Origin of the sequence: Aeromonas sp. 62-46 (assembly GCF_001898585.1) — a bacterium.
Classification (GTDB): domain Bacteria; phylum Pseudomonadota; class Gammaproteobacteria; order Enterobacterales; family Aeromonadaceae; genus Aeromonas; species Aeromonas caviae.
In genome coordinates, this window is the sequence record NZ_MKUI01000033.1 from 44,444 (window position 1) to 70,052 (window position 25,609).

Here is a 25,609-nt window from a genome sequence, read left to right on the forward strand (position 1 = left end):
GATTAGGCACTCTGCTTGGTGGGAAAGAGGCCCAGGGTCTTGAGGGCCATCTGCTGTTCACGGATATCACGCAACTGCGCTTCGTCCACCCCCAGTGCGCGGCTGGCTGCTGCCAGACTCTCTTCGGGCAGGCCAGTGACATCATGGAAATCGGCGGCCTTGACGGCAGCGCCGGTCTGGCCGGGGGCGTCAGTGGTGGGCGGGAGAGCCGCCTCTGCCTGCGCAACAGCCGGTTGTACGGCGGGTGCCGGCTCGGCTTGCGCTGCCGGTGCGACCTGGGGGGCCGCCTGAGGGGCCGGCTTGGGCGGCACGGTGCCTGCCTTGTACTCGATAAAGGCCAGGAAATTGCGATGGGCGGATTTCTCCCCTTCCAGCGCCCCCAGCACACCCGAGTTGGTATGGTCACGGCTCGACAACAGGGTCTGCAAGCGGCGGAGCTTGTCATCGGCATGGCTGGCAATGGCGGTGCGTTGCTGGTCCATCGCGTCCAGCATCTCTTCGGCGGTCGCGTATTCGTGTGTCAGACGCCAGGCTGTTTTGGAATGGGTGCCCGCAAAGTGGTATTTGCTGGCAAGCCAGATGCTGATCCCCTGGATGGCGATGTAGATGAGCGACAGCATGACGTAGGTGGTCAGGCTGGCCTCACGGATGGCCTGCATCTTGTCTTCGATGGTGGCCTCTTCCGCCTCGTTGTTGATGGCTTGAGACTCTTCCGGCAGATCAAACGGCGACCCCATGCTGCTGTCACTCTGTGCCGTTGTTTCGGCGCGCATGTTGTTGACCATCTCGGTTTCGATGCTGTCGAGGGTGGCTGAACGCACCACGAAGGCGCCCACGGCCATGCAGGCAACAAACGAAGCACAGACAATCAGCCAGACAAACTTGCGGCTGACACCTGAATTCACGTCTTTCAGGCGTGCCAGCAACTGCTCGTAGTCAGGTTTGTCAGAGTCCGAGAAGGAGTCTTCCAGATTGATGGCCTTGTTTGCCTTGAGGGTACGGGAGCGTTTTGAGGGCTCTTCCCCTTGCCACCAGTGACGCGCCCGGGCGATCAGGCTGTTGTGATGCAGGGAGTGTCCGGCCACTTCAGCCAGGAATGCGGATGCGACGGCGAGCAGCAGAGCCGTTGCGGCTGCCAGCAGGTGACGGTCATTGGTGGAGGCATCCATGTTCATCCAGCCTGCCAGCACGTAGGCAAAGCCCATTGCCTCGACCAGCACCAGCACCAGCACCAGAGCAAGCACCCACGCCGGGCGCGGGGAGCGGCCGGCCTCTCCTGCCTTGGCAAGGTAGTCGAGGGAGGCGTTGTAGGCATCTGTTCCCTTTAAATGCTTCTTGTATTCGCGGTAGTACACATTCGACAGGGTCACTTCATGGTTGATCCAGCCATCGCCATCGACCGAGGCCGGCTTGCGGGCGAGACGGGCCACTGTGCCGATCAGCGGCAGGCTGTGCCATACCCGGATCAGGAAGTAGGAGACATGCTCCCAATGCCGCCACACCACCACGGCGCTGACGAGGAATGAAACAATGCCAACGGTCAGCATCTGGTTGGCGAGGATCAGCGTCTTGAGCGCTGCCAAAGAAAAGTCTTCCACTAAGTTTCTCCGTTTTCTTATTTGGAATGGGTGGCGGGAATGGGCAGGTACGAAGCCACATAAGCCTCGGAACCTGCCGGATAGAACAGGGCTCCCTGGCTTACCTTGGCGTTGCCTTTGCTGAACACGAGGTCCATGCAGGACACCGACGCCTTGGGATCGCTGGTGAAGACGCGGTATAGCACCTCACTCTCGCCCTCATAGGTGTTGGCCACCGCCTTGAGGGTCTGGGGCTTCTTCTGATTCGAGGATTTGTAACCCTGAACGACTTGCAGGATCGGTTGACGATCGACCTGGGCGTTGTCACGCAAGATGGAAACCGGAGAGACAGTCACCAGGTGGCCGTTGACGGTATTGGCCCAGACGCGATTGTTATAGCCGGGCATGTACTCCTTGGTGGCATGGCGCGGGAGAGGCTTGTCGTCTGCCATGCTCAGCACCTGGCCTGCACTGCGTGGCTTATCTGCCTCACAGCTCGACATCGGCATGTCGCTTGCGTATGCGCTGCTGATCAGTGCAAAACCACTCGCCTTGGGTTTGATGTTCTGAGCCATGTTCCATTGATAGGTGCCGGCAGGCTTGCCGCCGAAGTCCACTGCGGCCTTGGCATCGGGCAGGGCCTTGGCCGTGCTGGTGTTTGAGGCGCTCTGCTTGGCGGCGGGTTGGCGAGGGGCGGTTTGCGACGTGGCCGCCACCTTGCTTGAACCGCTTGCGGACTGAGCCGCCGGTTTGGTGGCAGCCACACGCGGTTTGGCGGTATCGGAAGCGCCATAACGCAGATAGCGGGTGTTGTTCTCTTCGGATTGGGCCCGCATGACCAGAGCCTGCTCGTTCGCCAGTTCTACAATTTCGACCCGGCGATTCTGACCGCGAAGCAAGGGGTCGCTGTTGTCTGCGATGGGACGCGACGAACCCGCGCCTTGATAGTAAATGGAAGAGGCCGGGATCCCCGATGCGACCAGGACCTTGCCGACGGCTCGCGCACGTTGCTCGGAGAGTCGCAGGTTGAGTTCTGCAGGGCCGGTGGCGTCACTGTGGCCGACGAGGAGGATACGGCGCTGATCCGAGGCGTCTGCGGCTGCGGGTTTGGCATAGAGCTGGGCCAGTTTAGTGACCACGCGCAGGCCGCTTTCTGTAAGCTGGGCAGAACCACTCGAGAACATGCCGGAATCGGGGATCTGGGCCACAAGGCCGGCGTCCTGAGGGACACCGGTCACTGCGGCTGGCTCGGCAACGGTCAGTTTCTCGGTAGCGATGTTGAGATTCTCTTCCTTTGCTATCCGGTCAAGCTCTTGTAGCCTGGACTGCCACATATAGCCTGCCGCGCAGCCCAGCGCCCCACCGAGGGCAACCCCCGCGACAGCCCCTTTTTTCCCGTTGATGGCGTAGCCAGCAGCCCCTCCTGCAATCATGCCAGCCCCACAAAGTACCGGCATGCCGTAATCCTTGCCGATATCATTGACCGTGGATTTGAAATTTTGCATCTGCTGGGAGCTGCAACCCACGGCGGCAATCAATACACAGCTGAGAGGTGCAAGACGAAACGATTTATCCATAGCGATTCCTTGCCATTTATATTTAATAGCGAGATTCAGACATGCCAGTGAGGCCAGAGAAAAGCGTCTTCGGGTGGAGTGAAATATCGACACCTGCTGATATAAAAGATATTAACGCGGGCTGATGTTTAATATCGGCGCCAGGCGTGCTCATTCTCGCAAGCGGCTGTGTCTGATATGTCCTGAGTGTCAGAAGAGGCAATTATCTATGCGGTTCAATAGGTATCGAGTGGCTATGATAAGCCAAACGAGCCTGATCATGCGAGTGGAAAAGTGATGCAACCATAGGAAAAACATCAACTTTCCAATATCTTTGCCCATCTCCCCGACGCTGAACACAAAGAGGGTTATTGTGACGCTCTTGTGATTTGTGAAAGGCGCAGGCCGATTATCGCTATTGAGGATGAGGGCTGTTGGGGGAAGTATGTGGTTGCCCCCACTGACAGTGCTGGCGAAATAATGTTCATGGGCAGAATAACGTCTGGCAGCCCGTTTATATAATGGATTAATTGTCGATAAATATGTCTGACAACAGTTTATAGAGTGGGGCACAGGCAGTGCGAAGCATTGCAAGACCTCTGTTGAACGCATTGCTTGATAATATTGTCGAAAGGGTTTGGTCAGGAGCAATCAGATGGCGATAACAACGCGATCCCGAAGAGAGAAGGTAGGCAGCGGGCTCGGGCTGGTGATGGGGCTCATCGCCTTTAACCTGATCGTGCCCCTGCTTCCGGTTGCAACAGAGATGTCGGATATGACCCGGATGATAGGTGCCATGGTCAGCGCCATGCTTTGCGCCGAGCTGGGCGCCAGGATTGGCAAGTGGCGGGATGCCAAAGAGCAGGCCAGGTCGGCAGAGTAACTCGACGTGAGAAGAGCGCCAATCGCCCGAGTGCGGCGGTGTGTGCGGGTGTAACAGGCAGGGCGACAGTTGTCGCCCTGCCTGTTTTGCTATCGCGGTTTGCCGCTCAAGCGCCGCGCTGCCGGGGGGCGCTTCGATGGAGGAAGGTGGCCAGGGTGTCGCGGGGCGATGCCGCATTGCATCAGAAGGCACCTGGAGCGAGATGGCGCCAAGGCTGGATCTGCGAGGGAAATCCTGAGATCGTGCAGGCAGTTATCTGGTTATCCCCTTGAGAGGAGTGCCCATGCGCATTGCCCTGATTGGCCTTGGCGATATCGCCCGGAAGGCCTATCTGCCGCTGCTGGCAAACGACGAGCGAGTCACCCCGCTGCTCTGTACCCGGAGTCCCTCGGTGCTCGGCAAACTGGCGCGCCAGTACCGGATTGGCGAGTGTTTTACCGAGGTCGATGCGCTGCTGGCGAGCCGACCTGATGCGGTGATGATCCACGCTGCCACCGCCGTGCACGGCAAACTGGCGGAGCTGTGCCTGCGTGCCGGCATTCCCACCTTTGTGGACAAGCCGCTGTGTGACAACGCAGGAGAGGTGGATGCGCTCGCCAATCTCGCCATCGCCAGGGACTGCCCGCTGTTTGTGGGCTTCAACCGTCGCTATCTGCCCGCCATGGCCGCCGCACGCGGCCAGCCGCTGACCGAGCTCCATTGGCAAAAGCACAGGCACGCCCTGCCGGGGGCGCCTCGCCAGTTCCTGTTCGACGACTGTATCCATGTGCTCGACAGCCTCTGCTGTTATGGCGGCGAGCCGGACGGGGAGCTGCATGCGGTGCTGCGACGCAGCAGTGAGCAGCCCGAGTTGCTGGCCGGGGTGAGCGTCGCCTGGCAGAGCGGGCAGATGGCAGTGAGCGGCAGCATGAATCGCAGCGCCGGCATGACCGAGGAGCGCATCGATGCCTATGGCGACAACCTCTCATTGCATATCGAGAACTGCACCCGTGGCCTGCTTGCGCGAGACAACACAGTGCAGACCTTGGCACCGGGCGACTGGCAGCCCGTGCTGGCGAGCCGAGGCTTTGTCGCCATGCTCGAGCACTGGTATGGGCAGATTGACGCCGGGCGGGCAGACGGGGCGCTGGTCGAAAGCTACCTGAAAAGCCATCGACTGGCAGAGCGCCTCGTCGCCCTGGCAAAGGGATGACCCGGAGGCAAGGGGCTGGTGACGCCGGCAGGCATCACTTGCCAGAGAAGCGGCAGAGCACTGTATGAGATGGTGGCTCCTTGCGCAGTCAGCCGGGAAAGGTGCCAGCGAGCGAGCCAAGCGAAGGCGGGTTTGTTATCTTGGCGGCCATCAAGAGCAGCAGGGCAAGAGATCGCAATGAAGAAGGTGTCGAAGATGAGATGGCTGACCGCAGTGGGCGGGGTATTCCGTTCATGAGCATCATTCTGGGGATCGATCCCGGTTCGCGCATCACCGGCTACGGGGTCATTCGCATCGTCGCGGGCAAGGCGGAATACCTGGGATCGGGCTGCATCCGCACCGATCTGGGGGAGCTGCCGTCTCGCCTGAAGCAGGTCTATGACGGGGTGAGCGAGATCATCACCCAGTTCAAGCCGGACGAGTTCGCCATCGAGCGGGTCTTCATGGCGCGCAACGCGGACTCGGCCCTGAAGCTCGGCCAGGCCCGTGGCAGCGCCATCGTCGCGGCGGTCAACGCCCTGCTGCCGGTGAGCGAGTACTCTGCCACCCAGATCAAGCAGGCGGTGGTGGGCACCGGTGGCGCCGCCAAGGAGCAGGTGCAGCACATGGTGACCCATCTGCTCAAACTCTCTGCCACCCCCCAGGCGGATGCGGCGGATGCCCTCGGGGTGGCGCTCTGCCACTTCCACACCCGTCAGAGCCTCATTCGCATGGCCGGGCGGGCCAGCGGATCGGTGCGCGGCCGTTATCGCTGATCCCTGGAGGAGGGCTATCCGGTGTTGTCAGGAGAGCGCCGGGTGCCGGAGCTGCTGGCAAAATCGCTGGTCGGGTCACAATCTGTCGCGTCCCTCCATAGGACTCCCGTGGAGAAGCGCACCGGGCGGGGGGATATCTTTCTACTTTATCAATAACTTGTGACCTTCATCACATATCCGCGATGAGCCGGGTCGGTTTCGTCTTGCTCCGCCACACTCCCATAATATGGCGCCTGTTCAATAACAGTGTCCGTATGAGCCTTTCTGGCTCTCGTGTTAATCATCATGGGAGAGACAAGAGTGAAACCTTTCGCTGCTGAATTTATGGGAACCTTCTGGCTGGTACTGGGAGGCTGCGGGAGCGCCGTGCTGGCTGCCGCCTTCCCCAATGTGGGGATCGGCCTGCTGGGCGTCGCCCTGGCGTTTGGTCTGACCGTGCTGACCATGGCCTATGCCATCGGTCATATCTCGGGTTGCCACCTTAACCCGGCCGTGACCGTCGGGCTCTGGGCCGGTGGCCGCTTCCCGGCCTCCAACGTGCTGCCCTACATCGTGGCCCAGGTGCTTGGCGGGATCGTGGCAGGTGGCGTGCTCTATGTCATTGCCAGCGGACAGGCGGGTTTTGATGTGAGCGCCGGCTTTGCTTCCAACGGCTATGGCGAGCATTCCCCCGGTGGTTACAGCCTGCTGGCCGCACTGGTGTGTGAAGTGGTGATGACCGGTTTCTTCCTGTTTGTCATCATGGGTGCCACCGACAGCCGTGCGCCGGCCGGGTTTGCTCCCATCGCCATCGGTCTGTGCCTGACCCTCATCCACCTCATCAGCATTCCGGTGACCAACACCTCGGTCAACCCGGCGCGCAGCACTGGCGTGGCGCTTTTTGTCGGTGACTGGGCCGTGGGCCAGCTCTGGCTGTTCTGGGTTGCCCCCATTGTCGGTGCCATTCTGGGTGCATTGGCCTATCGTGTGATCGCCACGAAAGAGTGATGTGTTGCTAGTTAACGTGTGGTATCGACACGCCCCCGGGCGTGTTTTTTTATGCCTGAAGGAATACCGGGCAGGGCGCCATGCTGACGATAGGGTGCGGCATGATCACAGTCCCTTGGCGCTCAGCATCTCTTTGTAGCGCTGATGCAGCAGCTTGACCCGTTCCACATAGGCCCGGGTTTCGGCATAGGGCGGTATGCCGCCGTGTTTTTGCACCGCACCGGCGCCTGCATTGTAGGCGGCGGTGGCCAGGGCCACATTGCCGTCATACTGCTTGAGCAGACCCGCCAGGTATTTCACCCCGCCAAAGATGTTCTGCTCCGCCAGCAGGGCGTTGCCGACCCCGAGCTCGCGCGCCGTGGCGGGCATCAGCTGGGTCAGTCCCATGGCGCCCTTGCGGGAGACGGCCAGAGGATTGAAAGCGGACTCGGCATGGATAAGTGCCCGGATGAGGGCAGGCTCGACCTGATAAGCCTTGGCTGCCGCCTGTATGGTGCTGGCGTAGTCATAGAGGAAGAGGCCTGTCGTGCGCCAGTTGACCTTGGACGCCGGATCGCAGGCATAGCAGTCGTTGAACAACAGCAGTTCGTAGTGACCCTGCTCCGGCATCATGTCGGAATAGCGTATGACCCCGTTCTTTTGTACCGACTTGTAGACCTGGATCTGACGGCTTGCAGGCTTAGCGGGTTCAGGGGAGGGGAGCGGCGCCGTGGTGAGTGCCACGGTACGCGGCGTGGGAACCAGGGAGGAGACAGCCGTCTCCGGGGTCAGGATCACCACCTCTGCCGGTGGCGGTATCTGAGCCGGGGCTGCGTGGGAAAACAGCGGCATCATGCCCAGCAACATCCATGCTTTCAACGGCTTGCTCCTTAAGCCTCGTTAGCCACGTTGAGTAAAGCATTCGGGATGGCGCAGAACAAGTGCCCGTGAACAGGGGAGGCTGGAAATGTGATGGCAGAGGGACGTCCCGCCTGTGTGCTCACTCAGGACAAGGGGCGCGGCTCATGGCGTCAAGGGGCGGATGATCGCAACCTCGTCTTTTCCATCGAGTTATTGGCTTTTTTGTAAGTTAAAGCCGTGTTATCTTGCTGTTGCTCCACTCTGGTCTGATCTCTTCGTGGAGCCAGCGAGCGAGCAGGAGAGGGCCGGTATGGCCAGAGCGAAATGGGCATGACAAGCAGGCGAGCGATGGAGCTCAGATTCGAAGAATACTGTGATGCGGATCTTTCCCTCATCAGAGACTATTACGAGACGACGTTTTCCCACTATGTGCCGGATTTGGCAGAACGGATTTTTGTGGTCCGTGACGCGCACTGGCTGGTGGGGGCGGTGCGCTTGCGCGATGAACAGGATTATTACCACTTGTGCGGCTTTCGTCTGCTCCCGCACTACCAGTCCCTGGGGCTGGGGTCCCGCCTGCTGCAGCATGCCTGCCGCGATCTTTCCGACAAGCCCGTGATCTGTCACGCCCTGCCGTTCGAGAAACCCTTCTACCTCAAGGCGGGATTTGACCACCTTCCCCTGCATGAACTCGACGGGCCCCTTCACTCCCTCTATCACCAGCAGCACGAACAGGGTTACCAGATCGAGCTGCTGGTGCGCCAGGCGAAGGCGCCTGTTTTCAACTGAGATCTTATTGGGGTTTGGTCAGCAGGTGGATCTTGCCTGGTGACAGCTCCAGCCCCAGCAGATTTTCCTTGAGCCAGGCCTGATTGGGGTCCTTGTCATCCAGCTTGTAGACAGGCTGGGTCTCCAGCCGTTTCTCCATGCTCTGCAGCAGCATCCTCAGCATGAAACCAAACTTCTGTTCCGCCGCGGCAGGCTCCAGCTTGTAATCGATGAGCTTCATGTTGTCGAGGAAGAGCGCACTCCTGGCCTTGTCGTAGCGGGGCCTCGCCTCATAGGTCATGTTGAGGCGCGCGTCGTACTCGGTCTGATCCGGGAGCGCGATTTTCAACTTGCCTTTGCCAAACACCCTGGCGGTATCCGGGCTCTGGCGACCAATCTGCACATCGCTCTGCTCGAGTTGCACATGGGCCTTGATGATGCCGGGCAACTCCAGCTGTTTGTCCACTTGCACCTGGGACTGCAGGTACTGATTTATCTGCTGCTCATTGATGTCATATGAGCCTTGACCTAGCATGGCCAGACTCAGCAGCATAGATTGCAGGATCATGCTAACGACCTGATAGAATGGGTGTGCCCCATAGCATACCATCCCGACCCTGTGGGGTCTGCCCGTGCCATCTGTCCAATACACCAAGGAGTCGCCTTGCTCGACGGTCTGGAATACGACATTCAGTTGCTGTTTTCCCGCTTTCTCGGCTGGTTGTTGCTGTTGTTTCACACCGTGATCGTGGCTGGGATCTCCCTGCGGGTGGTGATGAAGCGACGTCCCATCGGGGTATCCCTCGCCTGGTTGGCCCTCATCTATGCCATCCCCTTCGCCGGGGTCGGTTTCTACGTGCTGTTTGGCGAGATTCGTCTCGGTCGCAAGCGGGCGGAGCGGGCCCAGGCCATGTACCGTCCTTACGCCATCTGGATCCGCCAGCTCGCGCGCCTCTTCCCCCAGCACTGCTGTGAGGTGGGCAGCAAGGCACGCCCGCTCCACGATCTGATCCAGGGGCGCTTGGCCATGCCCATGCTCTCGGGCAACCGGATGACCCTGCTGCACAAGCCCAAGAGCATCGTAGAGGAGATAGTGCGCGACATCCGGGGCTCCTCCCAATCCTGTTATCTGGAGTTCTACATCTGGCACCCCGGCGGGGATGTGGACGAGGTGTGCGAGGCGTTGATGGAGGTGGCGGCACGCGGCGTGGATTGTCGTGTCTTGCTCGACTCCATCGGCAGCAAGACCTTCTTCCGCTCCTCCTGGCCCAAAACCTTGCGCGCCGCCGGCGTCAAAGTCGTGGAAGTGTTGCCGGTCGGCGCCTGGCGAATCCCCTTCCAGCGCCAGGACTTGCGCATGCACCGCAAGCTGGTGGTGATCGATGACAAGGTTGGTTATACCGGCTCCATGAACATGGTGGATCCGCGTTTCTTCAAGCAGGATGCCGGGGTCGGCCAGTGGGTCGACATCATGATCCGGGTGCAGGGCCCCGTGGTGCCGTTGATGTGGTCCACCTTCGTCTGGGACTGGGAGATGGAGACCGGCGAACGGCTGCTCGACAGTCTGCAACATGAGCCGGAAGCCTGGCCACAGACCAACTATCGGGCCCAGCTCATTCCCTCAGGCCCCTTCGTCGGCGGTGACTGCATCCAGCAGAGCCTGCTGCTCGCCATCTACCAGGCTCGTCACCATCTGGTGCTGACCACCCCCTATTTCGTGCCGGACGATCCGCTGGCTGCGGCCCTCTCTTCGGCGGCGGCCCGCGGCGTGCTGGTGCAGTTAGTTCTGCCTGCGCGCAACGACTCCCTGATGGCCAACCACGCCAGCAACTCCTTCATGGAGGATCTGCTGGCGGCAGGAGTGGAGATATACCGCTATGATGCCGGACTGCTGCACACCAAGAGCGTGCTGGTGGACGATGATTTCGCCCTGGTGGGCACGGTCAACCTCGACCGGCGCAGTCTCTGGCTCAATTTCGAGATCACCCTGCTCATCGACAACCCGGTGTTTGTCGCCGAGATGAACCAGCTGGTGCAGGGCTACATGCTGGAGGCGACCCCCATGTCACTGACCAGGTGGCGTGCCCGCCCCTGGTACAAAAAATTGCTTGAGAACATCTTCTACCTGTTCAGCCCCCTGCTGTGACAGCCAGAGCGTGGGCCCCAAGCCGTTGTCTGGCTTGTGTTGATGCCCATCCTCCCCGTAGAGTGCGCCCATGCACCCGCCATTGAACGATTGTGGAGAAACAGAACTGATGAAGAAAAAAGTGGCCTTGGCCGTCGGAGCCGTGTTGGTGGTGGGAGGGCTTGGCGCCTGCTGGTACACGGGCAATACGTTCGACCGGATCCTGGCCGAGCAGATCGCCAGGGCGCAGCAGGAGAGCGGGATCGAAGTCACCTGGAGCCCAGAGACGGAGAATCTGTTTACCCGCGACGGCGTACTCAAGGTGGTGGTGCCGCCCCAGACGCTGGCGAGTTTTGATCCCCAACTGGCGGGAAGCGAACCCATCGAGATGCAGTTCGCGTTCAACAGCCGCCTGTTGCCGCTCTATATCAAGAGTCACCTCCAGCTTGATACCGCACAGGGCACGCTGGCGCCCATCCTGACCACCCTGGGGATGCAGCAGTGGCAACTGGGGGCAGAATCGGCGAGCAGCCTCTGGACCATGAGCAACAGCTCCCGCTTCTGGGTGAGTGACTTCAAGGTCAAGGAGGGGCTCAACGAGTTCACCTTCCTGCCCTTGAACGGCGACTATCGCGGGGATCTCGACGGCAATGGCCATCTCACCGCCCACTGGTTGGGGATGACTGTCCACGATGCCCAGAGCAAGACAGATCTGGCCTTGGCGGATCTCAAGGGCAGTGCCGACATGGCCGAGATCAGCGGACTCTGGCTCTCTCCCCGCAGCGATGCGACCCTCACGGCTTTCTCCCTGACCCAGCCGGGGAACGTCAAGATCACGCTGGAGGGGCTGACCACGGCCACCGAGCTGGTGGGGGACGATCTTCAGACGCTCTCCACTCGCTATCAGATGAAGGTGGCGACCCTCAACATGGAGAGCGAGGAAGACCGGCTCGCGCTGACCCAGGGAAATCTGGATCTCTCCCTCAAGGGGCTGGATCTCGAGGGGTATCAGACGCTGCAAGAGGCCAGCAGCAAACGGGTGGACGAAGCGGCCATCCAGGAAGCGCTGGACAAGATGCTCCAGAGAGGGGCCACGCTGGAACTGGCGGATCTGAGTGCGCGATTGAACGGTGAGCCTGTCAGTCTGCAAGGGGAGGCCAAGCTGGCGCCCACCACCCTGGCACAGTTGATGGGCAGCGAGGAGGGGATGCAGGCACTCTCCGGTCTGCTGCATGCCCACCTTGGGGAGAAGCTGGGCCAGGCCGTTCCCCAGTTGGCCCCCATGCTGGAGCAATTCACTGCCATGGGATATCTGAAGGCGCAGGAGTCACAGCTTCAGGCCGAGCTCAAGCTCGACAAAGGGGCCGTGACCGTCAATGGTCTGCCGCTGCACCCGTGAGTGCCGCGCAATGAAAAGGCTCCCTCGGGAGCCTTTTTTCTGGGGGCGCGCAGCCGCTTATTTGAACACGACGGTCTTGTTGCCGTAGACGAAGACCCGCTCGTTCAGCACCAGTTCCAGCGCCCGGCTCAGCACGGATTTCTCCACGTCGCGTCCGGCCTTGGCCATGTCATCGGCACTGAAGGTGTGATCAACGTGGATCACGTCCTGCTCGACGATGGGGCCTTCATCCAGATCGTCGGTGACGAAGTGGGCGGTGGCACCAATCAGCTTGACCCCGCGGTCGAAGGCCTGACGATAGGGGCGGGCACCGATGAAGGCAGGCAGGAAGGAGTGGTGGATATTGATGATCTTGCGCGGATAGGCTTCCACGAAGCTTGGGGTCAGCACACGCATGTATTTGGCCAGGATGACGTAATCCGGCTGGTAGCCATCGATGAGCGTGCGCACTTGCTCCTCATGCTCGGTGCGGCTGAGATCCTCGTGGCTCACGCAGTGGAAGGGGATGTCGAACTTGCCGGTCAGCTCGGCGAGGGTGTCGTAGTTGCCGATGACCGCGACGATGTCCATGTCCAGGGCGCCGGCATAGTTTTTCATCAGGATGTCGCCGAGGCAGTGAGTCTCCTTGGTCACCAGGATGACGATGCGCTTCTTGCCCGCCTTGACGAGACGACGTTGGGCGCCGGCAGGCAGGGCATCATCGAGGTCGGCCAGCAGGGTCTCGTCGTTGAAGCGCCCTTCCAGCTCGGTGCGCATGAAGAAGCGGCCATTTTCGTGATCCACGAACTCGTCGTTCTTGTTGATGTTGAGCTGGTGCTTGTAGCAGATGTTGGTGATCTTGGCGATGAGACCCTTGGCGTCGGGGCAATCGGTCAGCAGTATTTTCTTTTCCATCTCTGTCATGATTCCGTTTGTGATGTTGGCACCCGGTCTGCGCGGGCGCGCGCGTTTTTGCTGGCACTATGCCACAAACGAAATCAGAAAGGACAGCGCGCCGTGTATCGGGTGGTGCTCGCGCGAAAATTGCCGTGCAGCCAGCACCCGGTTTGTCTTTGATGGGTTTTTGGCTGGCATCCTGCGTCTTTTTTCTTTAGGCTGTCTGCGCTTATTCTCAGGGCGGGGCGAAATTCCCCACCGGCGGTATCCCGATGTGACTCGGGGAGCCCGCGAGCGCCCGACCCGGCATTCATCCGGGACGGGGTCAGCAGATCCGGTGAGATGCCGGAGCCGACGGTCATAGTCCGGATGAAAGAGGATAAGACAGATATTGCTGGCCAGACCCTGCCGGGTTGGCTGCCGCATGGCTACTTCTGTCTGCCTTTCCATGCCCTGATTCTGGTCCTTGTCTTTTTTAGGAGTCTTACCATGAATCAGTCTCTACTCAGTGAATTCGGTGATCCCATTGCTCGCGTCGAAGCCGCGCTGGCCGCCCTGCGTGCCGGTCAGGGTGTGCTGGTGGCCGATGATGAAGATCGCGAGAACGAAGGCGATCTCATCTTTGCCGCAGAAACCATGACCAACGAGCAGATGGCCATGATGATCCGCGAGTGCTCCGGCATCGTCTGCCTCTGTCTGACCGACGAGCGGGTTCGCCAGCTCGAGCTGCCGATGATGGTGGAGGCCAACTCCAGCCACTATCAGACTGCCTTCACTGTGACCATCGAAGCGGCGCAGGGGGTGACCACCGGGGTGTCCGCCGCCGATCGCATCACCACCATCCGTGCGGCCATCGCCGACGGTGCCCGGCCCTCCGATCTGCATCGACCCGGCCATGTCTTCCCGCTGCGCGCCCGCACGGGTGGGGTGCTGACCCGCCGTGGTCACACCGAAGCGACCGTCGATCTGATGCAGCTCGCCGGGCTCAAACCTTACGGAGTATTGTGCGAGTTGACCAAGGAAGATGGCTCCATGGCCAGGTTGCCGGACCTGGTGGCCTTCGGTCGCCAGCACCGGATGCCGGTCCTGACCATCGAAGATCTGGTGCAATATCGTCAATTGCTGTCAGAACGTTCAGCCTGAGCCTCATACGAAATTGTAATAAGCCCAAATTTTGGTTACGCTTTGTGCGAACCTCATCCAGGGACACTCATTTTTGCTTAAAGTTTGTACGGAAAGTGTGCAACTAAAAAAAAATGAGGGTTTTAACGCATTTATCTGTGATGAGGCCTATCCAAACTATGATTTTTTTGTGCCATAATCACGCCGCTTGCTAAACGTCTGGCGAGTTAAAGGGAGCTTTTAAAAATGAAAAAAATGTTGTTGGTAGGTGTTGTTGGTCTGTCCGCTCTGCTGGGCGGTTGTGCAAACACCAGCGAACTGGAAACTTCCGTTCAGAATCTGTCTAACAAAGTTGACCAACTGGCTCAAGATGTTAGCGCTGTTCGTGCTGATCAGTCCAAGATCGCTGCTGATGTTGCAGAAGCCAAGCAAGAAGCTATGCGTGCTAACCAGCGCATCGACAACATGGCTACTTCCTACAAGAAGTAATCCATGCGAAAAAATGGCGCATTTCAATGCGCCATTTTTTTTGCCTGAAATTCATCAAATTACCGCGTTTCCCCGCTGAAACCCGCCTGACAAGGCAATGCCGACGAATCGGCATCCCCTCTTCTGATTTTCCTGTCGCTCAATAGAGCAGGCTGTAGAGCTTGCGACGATAACTCTGCGCCGCCGGGTGCGCGCCCATGGTTGCCAGCACATCGAGATAGATCTTCTTGGCATCGCCAAAGGCGAGATCACGTTTGAGGATGGTGAACAACAGAGCCAATGCCTCCTCTTGTCTACCAACCTGGCTGTAGAGCACCGCCAGCTCCTGGGCGAGGGCATGGTCATCCGGCTGTTCAGCGTGGCGCAGCTCCAGGGCGCGCAGCTCAGGACTGTCGCTGGCCTGCAGCGCCAGCGAGAGGCGGGAGCTCAGGGTCTGGTAATGGTCATCCTGTGCCACCATGGGGATGGTCGAAAGCAGGCTCTGCGCCTCGTCAAGGAGATTGAGATCCAGCGAGGCCTGTATCAGCCAGAGCGTGATGTCGTGACGCTCGGGGGCGAGGCGATGGGCCTGGCCAAGATGGGTGTGCGCCACATCGGCTTGCCCGTTCTCCAGCGCCTGCTTTGCCTGATCGAGCAGCAACTCCTCCTCTTTGGGGGCAAAGACGGCGAAATACTGGCGCAATGTGGCTTCATCCTGCGGCCCTTCCAGAATGGCCTGCTCATCCGGGCGCCCCTGATGGAACAGCACCAGCGCGGGCAGTGCGCGCAAGGCAAGCTGGCTGGCCAGAGGCTGCAACTGGGGGTCGTTCATGTCGACTTTGGCCAGGGTCACCGCCGCATTGGCCGGGCCGACCAGCGCTTCCACTTGCGGGGTCATGGCCTGGCACTCCGGCATCTGGGGGGCGTGGAAATAGATGACGACCGGCTTTTTCATGGACGCATCGAGCAATTCTGCGTGGAAGTTCTGGGGAGTGATGTCGACGATCATGAGGCTGACTCTCGAAAAATGGTGTGGATCAACATGGGGTCCAGCGGGGTGGAATTCAAGCGCGCATCCAGCAGATGGGCATCGACCCGGCGAGTCGGGGCAGCCAGGCTGAGCCATCCGCTGCCCGCGGGCCAGTCACGGATTTCATAGTGGCGATTGTCGAGATGATTATTGAGCTGCCATGCCTGCTCCGGAAGGAAGCAGATCTTGTCGAGCCCGGCGGAAATACCATCGCCATGCGCCTTGAGCACAGCTTCCTTGCGAGACCATAGCCGATAGAAGGCCGAATGTTGCTCCTCTAGGGGCTGGGCGCTCAACCATTGGTATTCGCTTGGCGCATAGAAGCGTTTGGCCAACGACAGTATGGGGCGGTCACGCAAGCCCATCTCGATGTCCACGCCAAGGGGGCCCTCCTCACAGAGGGCGATCACCAGCCACTCTCCGCTGTGGCTGAGGTTGAACTGCCAGCAATGACTGAGCAGTGTCGGCTTGCCATGCGCACCGATGCCAAAAGTCAGGGCATCGGCCCGGCAATGGAGTCGCTCGGCCAGCAGGCGGCGCAGCAGCACCCGGCCGAGCAGGTACTCATGCTGGCGACCCGCCTGGTGGATCTCGTGCCAGTGACGGCGTTCATCCGGGGCGAGTTCGGATGCCAGCCTGATCACCAGGTCTGCATCAACGCTTGCCGTATTTAACAAATAGAGATCCGCAGATAGCATAATATTTCACTTAAAAATGGGGGTGAAATAGCGATAACAGTCCGTTTGATGCGCTCAAAACCGATGCTTTCAAGATTGTATATTGTTTGGGCATGATCACATAAATTGCGCTAAACAGAGCATTTCCTTGCAAAAATGTGAGGTCGATTGGGATTTTCGCTTGCCTCGATAGAATTCTTGGATATAGTCGGGTGCTGTTGCCTTATAAATTGCCCTTTCGGGCTGCATTTTAACAAGTTTCACTCTTTTTGCGGGGATAAAGGATTGCGCCACCTGATGCTACTGCTGGTCGCGCTCGGAATGGTGGGTTGTGCATCGGCACCCCAACCCGAGGTCGCGAGCAAGATCGAGGTTTCCATGATGGAACCCGTGATTGAACCCGAAGTTTCACCAACCCCTGACGTCAACGAAATCCTGACCGTATACAAAGAGTGGCGCGGCGTTCCTTACCGGATGGGAGGCAGCAGCCAGCGAGGCATCGATTGCTCCGCCTTCGCCCGTGAAGTGTTCCGCAATGCCGTCGGCATCGAATTACCCCGTGATACCCGCTCCCAGGTCCATGAAGGCACCCGGGTTTCCAAACAGGATCTGGTCGAAGGAGACCTGGTCTTCTTCAAGATCAACCGCCGCCTCAATCACGTGGGCATCTATGTCGGCAATGGCGAATTCATCCATGCCTCCACCCGCGCCGGGGTGACACGCTCCAAGCTCGACAGCAGTTACTGGCGCAGCAAATTCTGGCAGGCACGCCGGATAGACATCTGAGTCAGGCTGGACAAACGGCTCGCAGTACGGACTGTTTTTCCAACCTCACTTGAACCGGGCCCTCAGGGCCCGGTTTTTTTATGACCCTCGTTTAGACTTTCCCTGGTCGACTCTCTATAGTGTGGCCCCCTTGATCCTCGGCAGGTCCAGCATGACACCCCAGCAGAAAACCGGATTGCACCCGCGCAATCGCCATCAGGCACCCTACGACTTCGACGCGCTCTGCCAGCGTACCCCGGCGTTGACGCCTTTCGTGTTCACCAACGAGCACGGCACCCGAACCCTGGACTTTGCCGATCCGGCTGCCGTCAAGACGCTCAACCGGGCATTGCTGGCACTGCACTATGGCATTGCGCATTGGGATCTGCCCCCCGGCTATCTCTGCCCGCCCATTCCGGGCCGGGTAGACTACCTGCATCGAGCCGCGGATCTGCTGGCCGAGAGCGCGGGATGCGTACCGACGGGCAAGCAGGTTCGAGTGCTGGATGTCGGTGTCGGGGCCAACTGCATCTATCCCTTGCTGGGCGCCCGGGAGTATGGCTGGCGCTTCGTGGGCTCAGACATCGATCCTGTGTCGGTGAAGGCGGCGACCCTGCTGGCCACCAGCAATGGATTGGGCAACCAGATCACATGCCGTCATCAGGGTAACCCCAAGCATGTCTTTCGCGGGATCCTGGGGCCGAAGGAGCACTTTGCCCTGACTCTGTGCAACCCGCCGTTTCATGCTTCTCTGGCGGAAGCGAGCAAGGGGACGGAGCGCAAGCTGCGCAACCTGGGCAAGGGCCAGGCAGTGGCCGGGGCGCCCGTGCTCAATTTCGGCGGTCAGAAGGCTGAGCTCTGGTGCGAGGGGGGCGAGGCGGCGTTTCTGGCGGCCATGATAGAGCAGAGCAAGGAGTTTGCCAGCCAATGCCTCTGGTTCAGCTCGCTGGTGTCGAAAAAGGAAAATCTGCCTGCCGCACGAAAGGCGCTGGCTCGGGTGGGGGCGCGGGAGGTTCGCGTGCTCGACATGGCGCAAGGCAATAAGGTGAGCCGGATCCTCGCCTGGAGTTTCCTGGACGATGGGCAGCGCAAGAGCTGGTGGACCGCCCAGGGGAGATGATCGAGGACGGGGCTCAGTGGCGACACGGGCCCCGTCTCTTTTTCAGATCAGATGTTGATTCGTTTGCAGCCTTTCATTCAATCGTTTTCCTGCCCGTGTTTGCTCGCATGTTAGTGACCACTCTCGCGCCTGGTACAGGTGTACGCCGAGATTTTTTTGTACTTGCTGATGAAACTTTCATAAAATAGGACTGGTTAGACCTCTTTACAGGCTTTGAATCGAATAGGGATCGGTAAATGAAAGTTGTCGATTTTCTGAAGCACAAGCGCGAAATTCTGGCGCAACACCCCTTTGAGCTCAAGGATTGGCTCTCTCCGGCGATCCGCGACTACTGGCGTGAGTTTCAGCAAAAGGCACACCTTCACCCCTTGCTGGGAAGAGTGCTGGATCTGCAGGGGGAGTCCCAGGATGCCCGCCAGCAAGAGGCTGCCAGAGTCACCCAGGTAGCCAATGGCCAGCCTGCCCTGGCGCAGGATCCCGTGGTGGAGCTCGAAGGCGAAGCGGCGGCACTCTATGCCGAGTTGCAGACCCGCATCGGTGAAGAGACCCATGTGGGCGAGTGGCTGCAGGTCACCCAGGCGTTGATCAACCAGTTCGCGACCGTGACCGGCGATCATCAGTGGATCCACACCGATCCCGAGCGTGCAGCAGCCGAGTCTCCCTTCAAGACCACCATTGCCCACGGCTTCCTGACTCTGGCCCTGCTGCCCCAGTTGACCGGTTCGGTGGACGAGAGCACGCCGGAGTTCCCGACCGCTCGCATGGTGGTGAATTTCGGCCTGGAGCAGGTCCGCTTCCCTTACCCCATCAAGGTGGACAGCAACATCCGCGCCCGTACCAAGCTGTCGCGTGTCACGCCCATCAAGGGTGGCATCGAGCTCCTCAAGGAGATCAAGATAGAGATCGAGGGGATCCGCCGCCCTGGCTGCGTCATCGAGTCGGTCACCCGGATCTATTTCTGACGCGCTCGTCTTGCGTCCATGAACACAGGCCCACTTCGGTGGGCCTGTGTCGTTTCTGGCGGGTCAAAAACTCGCCCCCAGGGTGATGAGGTGACGCCACTCCTTCTCGCTCACATCCATGTTCAGGCCATGGTAGTCGAGCCAGGCATCGTCCCAATCCAGCTCGCTTGACCAGGAGAGACGCAAATGATCGCTGAAGTAATACCTGAGGCCCAGGCTGCCGCTGACGGACTGCTTTCTGGTCAGATAGGGGGATGGTTGGTCGACGAACCTTTCATAACTGCCCTTGCCAAACAGCTCGAACTTCTCTTCCCAGAGTGCCAAGGGCTGCCGGTAGTCCCAACCCAGGCTGACGAAGGGATAATTGATGATTCTGTCGTCAAACAGGTCTGAGTTGCTCCACACCTCCGGCCTGAAATAGGCCCGCTCCAGGCCGAGCTGGCTGATGATCTCCAGCCGGCGTTGTCTGTCATTCCAGAAGCGGTATCCGGGACCGGAGGCATAGTCAATCTCCAGATAGCCTGCCTCGATCATGTTGTAATCGATGTCGACGGAAGATCGCAGGAACCAGTGATCGTCGAAGAAGAAGTCGAGCTTGGGTTTGAGCTTGTACTCGTGGCTGTCGGTGATGTTGTTCGCCGTTTCGTAGATGTACTCGCCATCCAGGCTGTAACGCCAGTCCAGATTGGCAAACTCGGTGGAGACCTTGAGATTGACGTTGTTGGTCTTCTTGGTGTTCTCCTTGAGCTTGATGTTGAGATCCCCGTTCCCCGTCAGCAGCCAGGCATTGGCCTCGTCAGGAGAGTCCAGTAGGGGGATCCCCGTCTTGGTGAGCGGCTTGGGTTTCTCCTGCTTGTCCAGACGCCAGCGTTTGATGGCGTGGCGCGGGACCGTCATGGCCTGGCTGTAGGCGGGCTTGATACGGATCTGCTCGTCCGTGATCTCCTCTATGGTCCCGCTCAGACGATCGCCGTTGCGCATCCAGAGGATGTCCGCCATCGCCGCGGAGCCAGGCAGCAGAAACAACAGGCAAACCACATGACTGATTCTGTTCATGGTGGTCAGGCCTTCAGCCGCTCACGGGCTTGGGCAGCCCGCTCTTGTGCTCGAGCAGGGCGGTCACCCGGGCACTGTCGATGTCGGGGGCAGCGATGAACTGCTCGGCTTCGGGGGAGAGCACCAGCGGCGCCCCCTGTGCCATCTCCGCTTCGGTGCGGGAGAGGGGAGAGTGCACCTCCAGCCAGCGACGACCGTCGGGTTCCACCGCCATCTTGACCGGCTGGTTGATGACACGGACCGGGGTGCCGACGGGAACAAGACCAAACAGGGTTTCGATGTCATCCGGGCGCAGCCGGATACAACCCGCGCTGACTCGCAGACCGACCCCGAAATCCTTGTTGGTGCCGTGGATGAGGTAGTCCTTGTTGCCATAGCCAAGACGCATGGCGAACTTGCCGAGGGGGTTGTCGGGGCCAGGGGGGACCACGGCGGGCAGATCGATCCCCTTCTGCTCCAGCCAGGACTTGCGGACCATGGGGCCGGGCACCCAGGTCGGGTTGGGATTTTTCGCGATGACGGTGGTGGTCATCTCCGGCGTCTCGCGGCCGATGTCACCGATCCCGATGGGCAGCACCATCACCTCCTGCTTGCCCTTGGGGAAGTAGTAGAGGCGAAGTTCAGGCAGGTTGATGACGATGCCTTCTCGCGGCACGTCGGGCAGCAGCATCTGGGTCGGCAGAGTGAGCCGGGTGCCCGGGGTGGGCAGATAGGGGTCTACGCCGGGATTGGCTTCGAGCAGTGCCAGAAAGCCTGTCCGGGTATGCTTGCCGACCAGTTCCAGATGATCGCCAGGTTGTACGATGTAATCTTCCAGGGCGCCGATGAGACGGCTGTCCGCTGGCGGCAGGGGATAGGTGTTGGACCAGACAGGTGCGGCCCAGAGGCTGGCGGCGGCCAGCAACAGTGAGACGATACGAGTGTTGAGCATGGTTGTTCCTATCGGCTGGGGCGAGGGACGGGTTCCCTTCCAAAAAATGAGCAGAGATTGTCAACGAATCCCGCGGGGATTACCAGTCCGGCACCATGACTGCCGGGAGGGCGGTGGCGAGCGCGTCAGAGGGTGTCACTGGCCCATCAGGCTCGCCGTATTCATCCGCCCGGAACCGGGTACAGGGTGGAGACAGTGAGCGAGGAGGCGCTGCCGGGTGAAAGTCACTGGTGTCGGGAGGGGTGGGATCGCCGGATGGCGGTTTTATCGCCAGTCGTCTGATCTGCAACGAGATTTACATTGATTTCCCGGCTAGGGTTGGGTCAATATGAGTGCCCGTGGAGAGATGCCGGAGTGGCCGAACGGGATTGACTCGAAATCAATTGTGGCAGCAATGCCACCCAGGGTTCGAATCCCTGTCTCTCCGCCATTTATTCCCCTCAAGCCCGCGTCCGTCGCGGGTTTTTCATTTCTACCCCCGGCTCAGGCATCTCCCAATGTCTTTCCCGATTTGGGGCCTGTGGTCACGGGGTTGCGAAGTCTCACCCCATTCTCTCGAATGTCTATGTCACCTGATTAGCCACTTGCCGGCCCAGACAGGTCTCCCGGGGTCATCACCAACATGGTGATGGGGAATGGGCCCGCACCTGCAGGGTCATCTGGCCGACCCCGCGAGCTCAGCCATCGCGATCCCCCTGATAGGCGCAGAAAGCCTGCGAGTCGATGTGTCCAGAGCTGGCCATTGGTGCTTGGTTTTCTATCCCGCAGCCATCATCAGAGCAACGTGGCTGCGAGTTGGAGACTCATGCCTTGCGGCTGGCGAGCTGGCGAAGGCGCTGGGTGCACTGGTGCAGACTCTGGTGCTGCACCTCGTTCAGGGCGCAGTGCTTGAGCACGTACTCGGCGCTGGCCACCACCGTCTTCCAGCGCGGTGCCTTGGGCAGGGTGTCGAGGTTCAGGTACTTGTCGAGGGTGCGGGTCTGGGGACTGGAGCGGTCCATGTAGACCCGCCACAGCTTGCTCTTCTCCGCCAGCACTATCTTGCCCTTGCCGGTGCTCTGCTGCCAGGTCTCCAGGGTGAGACGCATGGTGTCCACCAGGGCGCGGCGCAGAGGTTCGTCATCCTGCTGGCGAATGAGATCGTCCGCCAGCGACCTGAACTCCCCTCCCAGCCGGCTCAGTTCCCCCAGCAACTGGCCATCCTCGATGATGGCCTGGCGAGAGAGGCTCTTGAGGGCGTTTTCCAGTGCAGCCATGCGATTGTCGTCCTGGCGCGGTTCGGTGCCAAGGGTCAGCGCATAGGCGTGCTGCCCCCCCAGGTTGATGGGCAGGGCGCGGGCGTTGAGGGTGTCTCGCTGACCCGCCACCAGGAAGTCCAGCTCCCGCTCCGGCTGCGCGGTCATGTCGGGCCACTGGCTTGCCAGCGGGGCGGCCAGCCACTCGTCCAGCATCTGCCCCTCCATGGCTTCCGGCTCCTGACCCAGCAGGCGTGCCAGGGCCCGGGAAGCAAACAGCACCCCTCCTTGCTCATCGAGGAAGACCATGGGGTCGGCCCCCTCGCCAAGCAGGGCGAGGAGCCGCTCCTGATCCTGGTGCAGTTGCTCCTGGAGCATCAGACGGTGCTCTATCTCCTGTTTGAGCAGGCGGTTCTCCACCAGGGAGGCGCGCCCGGCGCTGGCCTCCAGCAGGGCTCTCACCCGGGCGAACAGCTCCTCCTTGCAGAAGGGTTTCACCAGATAGTCGTTGGCCCCGGCGTTGAAACCCTCTTCAATCTCCTTGGGCTGGTTGAGGGCGGTGAGCAGCAGCACCGGCAGCTTCTCCTTGGGGTGCTGCTGGCGCAGACGGCGGCAGACGTCGAAGCCAGAGAGGGTGGGCATCATCACGTCAAGCAGGATGAGATCCACCGGCTCCTGAGCCAGCTTGGTCAGGGCGTCGTGGCCGTCGCTGCTGGGCAGGATGCGATAACCGCAGGGCTGCAGCAGGTGGCGCAGTATGTGCAAATTGATGGGCTCGTCATCCACCACCAGGATGACGGGGGCATCTTGCGGCGGGGGCGGCAGATCCTCGCTCTCCCAGTCCGGCAGGATGACGGGCTGCTGGCGCACCAGCTGGTGCTCTATCTGGCGGCTGTCGAGGGTCAGACTGCCCGCCTTGCCGCTGGCCAGCGGCAGGGTGAAGGCGAAGGTGGAGCCGACGCTCGGCTCGCTCTCCACGAACAGCTCCCCCCCCATCAGGTGTACCAGCTGGCGGGTGATGGAGAGACCGAGGCCCGCTCCCTGCTTGCTCACTTCCGGGCTCATCTGCACCAGGGGCTCGAAGATGTGCTCCAGGTGGTCCCTGGCGATACCGATGCCGGTGTCGGTCACCTTGATGCGCAGGAAGTTGCCCTCTACCAGGGCGCTCAGCACCACCTTGCCTTGGGGGGTGTACTTGATGGCGTTGCCCACCAGGTTGTAGAGCACCTGTTCGAGGCGCTGCTCGTCCGCCAGCACAGGGGGCAGTTCGGCGGGGCTCTTGTCTACCAGGGTGAGGGGCTTGGCCTGCACGAGGTGCTGACAGAGATCCAGCACCAGCCGGATGACCCCCTTGGAGGAGACCGGCTGTGGGTGGATCTCCAGCTGGCCGTAGCGCATCTGGTGGTAGTCGAGCAAGTCGTCCACGAGGCGCGCCAGACCGTCGGCGCTCTTGATGATGAGGCCGAGCTGCTTCTGCTGCCCTTCGGTCAGGTCCTGCTGGCTGGCGAGCATGGACTCGGCCATCCCCTTGATGCCGTGGATGGGGGTGCGCAGCTCGTGGGAGGTGTTGGCCAGGAGCTCGTCTTTGAGCTTGTCCGCCTGTTGCAGGCTGAGGTTCTGCTTGTGGGTCAGCTTGACCTGCTGTTGCAGCTCCTGGGTCTGGCGTTCGATGAGCTCGATCTTGTCCTTCACCGAACGCTGCATGTGGCGAAACGCCTGGGCCAGCCGGTCGATGTCATCGTCGGTGCGGGGGATGGTGATGGGGTGATCCAGGGCGCCGTCCGCCACCTGTTCGGCGGCGGCGGTGAGGGATCGCAGGGGCGCCGTGATGGAGTGGGAGAGCCAGCGGGAGAAGAGGATCAGCAGCAGCAGTGAGCCTGCCCCCAGCAGGATCACCAGCGTCTCGAGCTGGCGGATGGGGGCATAGGCCTCGCTGGTGGAGATCTCGGCGATGAAGGCCCACTCGGTATCGAACACCTTCACCTGGGTATAGGCGGCCAGCACCTCGTCATCGTGGTAGGAGAGGAAGGGGCCGACCCCCTGCTCCCCGGAGAGGGCCTTGATGATGAGGGGGGTCTGCAGCGGCCGGAAGTCGGGGCTGAAGCTGTTCTCCACGCTGAATTCGGGGGCGAGCCAGGCGTTGGCGCGCATCCGCTTGTCCGGGCCGATGAGAATGGTCTCGCCGGTTGCGCCGAGCCCCTCCCGCTCCGCCATGATCTGGTTGAGCTTGTCCGGCAGCAGCTCGAAGATGACCACGCCGCGCACATAGTCGTACTGCATCACGGGAGCGGCGAGGTAGGCGACCACCTGGCCGGTCAGCTCGTTGCGGCCAAAATCGGTGAACTCGAAGATCTGCTGGGGCTTCTGGCCGCCATCGAGGCGGCGCTTGATCTTGGCGAAGGTGTTGCCAAGACCGCTGGACTGGTAGGGTCCCGAGAGCAGGTTGGTGGCGAAGTTGGCCTGCTTGGTGACCGAGTAGACCACGTCACCGTTGAGGTCGACCAGGAAGATGTCGCTGTAGTTGGACTTGCGCACCATGTCGGCGTACCCGCGATGGAAGCGCTGGTGGACGCGGCCATACATCTCGTCCGCCAGGATGAGGGCACTGATGGAGGGCTCTATCTCCACCTGACTGTCGGGCTGTTGCAGCTTGTCCCAGGAGCCCGGCACATAGCGGGCCTGGGCGCGGGCGCGGGCCTCCTGCGGCGTGGTGCCGAGCTTCTCGAAGGCACCGGTGAAACCGTAGAAGCGACCGATACTGTTGCCGGCAAAGTCCTGCTGGGAGAAGTTGATGATCTGCTCCTTGAGGTTGCCGAAGTAGTCTTGCAGCTGGTTTTTCTTGATGTTGCGCACCGAGACCAGATGGTTGGAGGTCTGGGTGGTGAGATCCTTGCCGTGGCTATAGAGGAAAAACAGGGTGACGACCAGGAAGGGCACCAGGCCCAACATGAAAAAAGCCAGCATCAGCTGCGGTCTGAGCCCCCGAGGCCTGAAGTTCCATTTCATCGCATGATTTTCAATTGAGAATCCAGTTACTAAGCGCGATGAGTTTCTGACTAAAGGCTAACTATTTCAATGGCTTTATCTTAAATTCGCTCGTCGGGTCACAGGGAGCGGGGGGATTTTCGACCAAGGCGTCTAAAGGGTGAGCAAACAGCACGGGAAAGGGCTCAAAGTGAGAAAAAAGGGTTGTGCCCGGGCTCGGGGTACGTATAATGCGCCTCGTTGTCAGGCAACTGGCACGCAAGCAGTCATGCGGGAATAGCTCAGTTGGTAGAGCACGAC

The 25,609-nt window shown here is 60.4% G+C and carries 22 protein-coding genes, 1 tRNA gene and 1 riboswitch; of the genes, 13 read left to right on the top strand and 10 right to left on the bottom strand.

Going from position 1 to position 25,609, the window contains the following annotated elements:
* Positions 1-2: 2 nt before the first annotated feature.
* Positions 3-1,598 carry a hypothetical protein gene (locus BGO64_RS11185; protein ID WP_161469719.1) on the bottom strand — a complete coding sequence of 532 codons (1,596 nt, stop codon included), beginning with the start codon at positions 1,596-1,598 and terminating at the stop codon, positions 3-5.
* 17 nt (positions 1,599-1,615) lie between these two features.
* On the bottom strand, positions 1,616-3,154 hold the full coding sequence (locus BGO64_RS11190; RefSeq protein WP_202044298.1) for an OmpA family protein: 1,539 nt from the start codon (positions 3,152-3,154) through the stop codon (positions 1,616-1,618).
* A gap of 634 nt (positions 3,155-3,788) precedes the next feature.
* On the opposite strand from BGO64_RS11190, the gene BGO64_RS11195 reads away from it, so the two are divergent.
* From BGO64_RS11195 to aqpZ, 4 genes are all read left to right on the top strand, one after another.
* Positions 3,789-4,016 carry a hypothetical protein gene (locus tag BGO64_RS11195; RefSeq protein ID WP_053288171.1) on the top strand — a complete coding sequence of 76 codons (228 nt, stop codon included), beginning with the start codon at positions 3,789-3,791 and terminating at the stop codon, positions 4,014-4,016.
* Positions 4,017-4,299: 283 nt separating this feature from the next.
* The gene (locus BGO64_RS11200) at positions 4,300-5,208 is read left to right on the top strand and encodes a Gfo/Idh/MocA family protein (protein WP_286700675.1); all 909 of its coding nucleotides are present in this window, start codon (positions 4,300-4,302) and stop codon (positions 5,206-5,208) included.
* Between the two features lie 233 nt (positions 5,209-5,441).
* Positions 5,442-5,963 (top strand): crossover junction endodeoxyribonuclease RuvC, encoded by a 522-nt coding sequence (ruvC, locus tag BGO64_RS11205; RefSeq protein ID WP_010673515.1) that lies wholly within the window; start codon positions 5,442-5,444, stop codon positions 5,961-5,963.
* Between the two features lie 300 nt (positions 5,964-6,263).
* Positions 6,264-6,950, top strand: coding sequence for an aquaporin Z (gene aqpZ, locus BGO64_RS11210; protein WP_010673516.1), 687 nt, complete (start codon positions 6,264-6,266; stop codon positions 6,948-6,950).
* A 105-nt stretch (positions 6,951-7,055) separates the two neighbouring features.
* Here the strand turns inward: aqpZ and BGO64_RS11215 are convergent, their stop codons facing one another.
* Complete coding sequence (locus BGO64_RS11215) at positions 7,056-7,796, bottom strand: lytic transglycosylase domain-containing protein (protein ID WP_286700680.1); 741 nt, start codon at positions 7,794-7,796, stop codon at positions 7,056-7,058.
* Between the two features lie 342 nt (positions 7,797-8,138).
* Between BGO64_RS11215 and BGO64_RS11220 the strand changes: the two genes are divergently transcribed.
* On the top strand, positions 8,139-8,579 hold the full coding sequence (locus tag BGO64_RS11220) for a GNAT family N-acetyltransferase (RefSeq protein ID WP_010673518.1): 441 nt from the start codon (positions 8,139-8,141) through the stop codon (positions 8,577-8,579).
* A gap of 4 nt (positions 8,580-8,583) precedes the next feature.
* On the opposite strand, the gene BGO64_RS11225 is transcribed toward BGO64_RS11220, so the two are convergent.
* Complete coding sequence (locus tag BGO64_RS11225; protein WP_029313991.1) at positions 8,584-9,126, bottom strand: YceB family lipoprotein; 543 nt, start codon at positions 9,124-9,126, stop codon at positions 8,584-8,586.
* Positions 9,127-9,222: 96 nt separating this feature from the next.
* On the opposite strand from BGO64_RS11225, the gene cls reads away from it, so the two are divergent.
* Together cls and BGO64_RS11235 are read left to right on the top strand one after the other, a co-directional pair.
* Positions 9,223-10,704: a cardiolipin synthase gene (cls, locus tag BGO64_RS11230; RefSeq protein WP_010673520.1), complete on the top strand. Its 1,482-nt coding sequence runs from the start codon at positions 9,223-9,225 to the stop codon at positions 10,702-10,704.
* Between the two features lie 109 nt (positions 10,705-10,813).
* Entirely contained in the window at positions 10,814-12,082 is a 1,269-nt protein-coding gene (locus BGO64_RS11235; RefSeq protein ID WP_286700676.1) for a DUF945 family protein, read from the top strand.
* Between the two features lie 57 nt (positions 12,083-12,139).
* Here the strand turns inward: BGO64_RS11235 and purU are convergent, their stop codons facing one another.
* Positions 12,140-12,976: a formyltetrahydrofolate deformylase gene (gene purU, locus BGO64_RS11240; protein ID WP_029313992.1), complete on the bottom strand. Its 837-nt coding sequence runs from the start codon at positions 12,974-12,976 to the stop codon at positions 12,140-12,142.
* A 209-nt stretch (positions 12,977-13,185) separates the two neighbouring features.
* Positions 13,186-13,343: riboswitch (FMN riboswitch) on the top strand.
* A gap of 104 nt (positions 13,344-13,447) precedes the next feature.
* Between purU and ribB the strand changes: the two genes are divergently transcribed.
* Entirely contained in the window at positions 13,448-14,101 is a 654-nt protein-coding gene (ribB, locus tag BGO64_RS11245; RefSeq protein WP_010673523.1) for a 3,4-dihydroxy-2-butanone-4-phosphate synthase, read from the top strand.
* A gap of 225 nt (positions 14,102-14,326) precedes the next feature.
* Complete coding sequence (locus BGO64_RS11250; protein WP_010634682.1) at positions 14,327-14,569, top strand: Lpp/OprI family alanine-zipper lipoprotein; 243 nt, start codon at positions 14,327-14,329, stop codon at positions 14,567-14,569.
* Between the two features lie 139 nt (positions 14,570-14,708).
* On the opposite strand, the gene BGO64_RS11255 is transcribed toward BGO64_RS11250, so the two are convergent.
* Both BGO64_RS11255 and BGO64_RS11260 read right to left on the bottom strand, forming a co-directional pair.
* Positions 14,709-15,557, bottom strand: coding sequence for a tetratricopeptide repeat protein (locus tag BGO64_RS11255; protein WP_286700677.1), 849 nt, complete (start codon positions 15,555-15,557; stop codon positions 14,709-14,711).
* Positions 15,554-16,276 (bottom strand): 4'-phosphopantetheinyl transferase family protein, encoded by a 723-nt coding sequence (locus BGO64_RS11260; protein WP_286700678.1) that lies wholly within the window; start codon positions 16,274-16,276, stop codon positions 15,554-15,556. Before BGO64_RS11260 ends, BGO64_RS11255 begins: the two co-directional genes overlap by 4 nt.
* A 276-nt stretch (positions 16,277-16,552) precedes the next feature.
* On the opposite strand from BGO64_RS11260, the gene BGO64_RS11265 reads away from it, so the two are divergent.
* The 3 genes from BGO64_RS11265 to BGO64_RS11275 all read left to right on the top strand — a co-directional run bounded on the left by BGO64_RS11265 (position 16,553) and on the right by BGO64_RS11275 (position 19,102).
* Positions 16,553-17,041 carry a C40 family peptidase gene (locus BGO64_RS11265; RefSeq protein ID WP_039039319.1) on the top strand — a complete coding sequence of 163 codons (489 nt, stop codon included), beginning with the start codon at positions 16,553-16,555 and terminating at the stop codon, positions 17,039-17,041.
* A 151-nt stretch (positions 17,042-17,192) separates the two neighbouring features.
* On the top strand, positions 17,193-18,140 hold the full coding sequence (gene rlmF, locus BGO64_RS11270; protein ID WP_183149589.1) for a 23S rRNA (adenine(1618)-N(6))-methyltransferase RlmF: 948 nt from the start codon (positions 17,193-17,195) through the stop codon (positions 18,138-18,140).
* 236 nt (positions 18,141-18,376) lie between these two features.
* On the top strand, positions 18,377-19,102 hold the full coding sequence (locus BGO64_RS11275) for a MaoC family dehydratase (protein WP_010673529.1): 726 nt from the start codon (positions 18,377-18,379) through the stop codon (positions 19,100-19,102).
* Positions 19,103-19,165: 63 nt separating this feature from the next.
* On the opposite strand, the gene BGO64_RS11280 is transcribed toward BGO64_RS11275, so the two are convergent.
* Together BGO64_RS11280 and BGO64_RS11285 are read right to left on the bottom strand one after the other, a co-directional pair.
* On the bottom strand, positions 19,166-20,158 hold the full coding sequence (locus tag BGO64_RS11280) for a DUF481 domain-containing protein (protein ID WP_045523882.1): 993 nt from the start codon (positions 20,156-20,158) through the stop codon (positions 19,166-19,168).
* Positions 20,159-20,171: 13 nt separating this feature from the next.
* Positions 20,172-21,089: a L,D-transpeptidase family protein gene (locus BGO64_RS11285; protein WP_049636696.1), complete on the bottom strand. Its 918-nt coding sequence runs from the start codon at positions 21,087-21,089 to the stop codon at positions 20,172-20,174.
* A 340-nt stretch (positions 21,090-21,429) separates the two neighbouring features.
* Here BGO64_RS11285 and BGO64_RS11290 point away from each other — a divergent pair.
* Positions 21,430-21,519: transfer RNA gene (locus tag BGO64_RS11290), tRNA-Ser, on the top strand.
* A 373-nt stretch (positions 21,520-21,892) separates the two neighbouring features.
* Here BGO64_RS11290 and BGO64_RS11295 read toward each other — a convergent pair.
* Positions 21,893-25,330 (bottom strand): hybrid sensor histidine kinase/response regulator, encoded by a 3,438-nt coding sequence (locus BGO64_RS11295; protein ID WP_286700679.1) that lies wholly within the window; start codon positions 25,328-25,330, stop codon positions 21,893-21,895.
* Positions 25,331-25,609: the final 279 nt, after the last annotated feature.

Coding starts and splice junctions, on each gene's coding strand:
- BGO64_RS11190 (WP_202044298.1), bottom strand. CDS start 3,154: ATGGATAAATCGTTTCGTCTTGCACCTCTCAGCTGTGTATTGATTGCC.
- BGO64_RS11195 (WP_053288171.1), top strand. CDS start 3,789: ATGGCGATAACAACGCGATCCCGAAGAGAGAAGGTAGGCAGCGGGCTC.
- BGO64_RS11200 (WP_286700675.1), top strand. CDS start 4,300: ATGCGCATTGCCCTGATTGGCCTTGGCGATATCGCCCGGAAGGCCTAT.
- ruvC (WP_010673515.1), top strand. CDS start 5,442: ATGAGCATCATTCTGGGGATCGATCCCGGTTCGCGCATCACCGGCTAC.
- BGO64_RS11215 (WP_286700680.1), bottom strand. CDS start 7,796: ATGTTGCTGGGCATGATGCCGCTGTTTTCCCACGCAGCCCCGGCTCAG.
- BGO64_RS11220 (WP_010673518.1), top strand. CDS start 8,139: ATGGAGCTCAGATTCGAAGAATACTGTGATGCGGATCTTTCCCTCATC.
- BGO64_RS11225 (WP_029313991.1), bottom strand. CDS start 9,126: ATGATCCTGCAATCTATGCTGCTGAGTCTGGCCATGCTAGGTCAAGGC.
- BGO64_RS11235 (WP_286700676.1), top strand. CDS start 10,814: ATGAAGAAAAAAGTGGCCTTGGCCGTCGGAGCCGTGTTGGTGGTGGGA.
- purU (WP_029313992.1), bottom strand. CDS start 12,976: ATGGAAAAGAAAATACTGCTGACCGATTGCCCCGACGCCAAGGGTCTC.
- ribB (WP_010673523.1), top strand. CDS start 13,448: ATGAATCAGTCTCTACTCAGTGAATTCGGTGATCCCATTGCTCGCGTC.
- BGO64_RS11250 (WP_010634682.1), top strand. CDS start 14,327: ATGAAAAAAATGTTGTTGGTAGGTGTTGTTGGTCTGTCCGCTCTGCTG.
- BGO64_RS11255 (WP_286700677.1), bottom strand. CDS start 15,557: ATGATCGTCGACATCACTCCCCAGAACTTCCACGCAGAATTGCTCGAT.
- BGO64_RS11260 (WP_286700678.1), bottom strand. CDS start 16,276: ATGCTATCTGCGGATCTCTATTTGTTAAATACGGCAAGCGTTGATGCA.
- BGO64_RS11265 (WP_039039319.1), top strand. CDS start 16,553: ATGCTACTGCTGGTCGCGCTCGGAATGGTGGGTTGTGCATCGGCACCC.
- rlmF (WP_183149589.1), top strand. CDS start 17,193: ATGACACCCCAGCAGAAAACCGGATTGCACCCGCGCAATCGCCATCAG.
- BGO64_RS11275 (WP_010673529.1), top strand. CDS start 18,377: ATGAAAGTTGTCGATTTTCTGAAGCACAAGCGCGAAATTCTGGCGCAA.
- BGO64_RS11280 (WP_045523882.1), bottom strand. CDS start 20,158: ATGAACAGAATCAGTCATGTGGTTTGCCTGTTGTTTCTGCTGCCTGGC.
- BGO64_RS11285 (WP_049636696.1), bottom strand. CDS start 21,089: ATGCTCAACACTCGTATCGTCTCACTGTTGCTGGCCGCCGCCAGCCTC.
- BGO64_RS11295 (WP_286700679.1), bottom strand. CDS start 25,330: ATGAAATGGAACTTCAGGCCTCGGGGGCTCAGACCGCAGCTGATGCTG.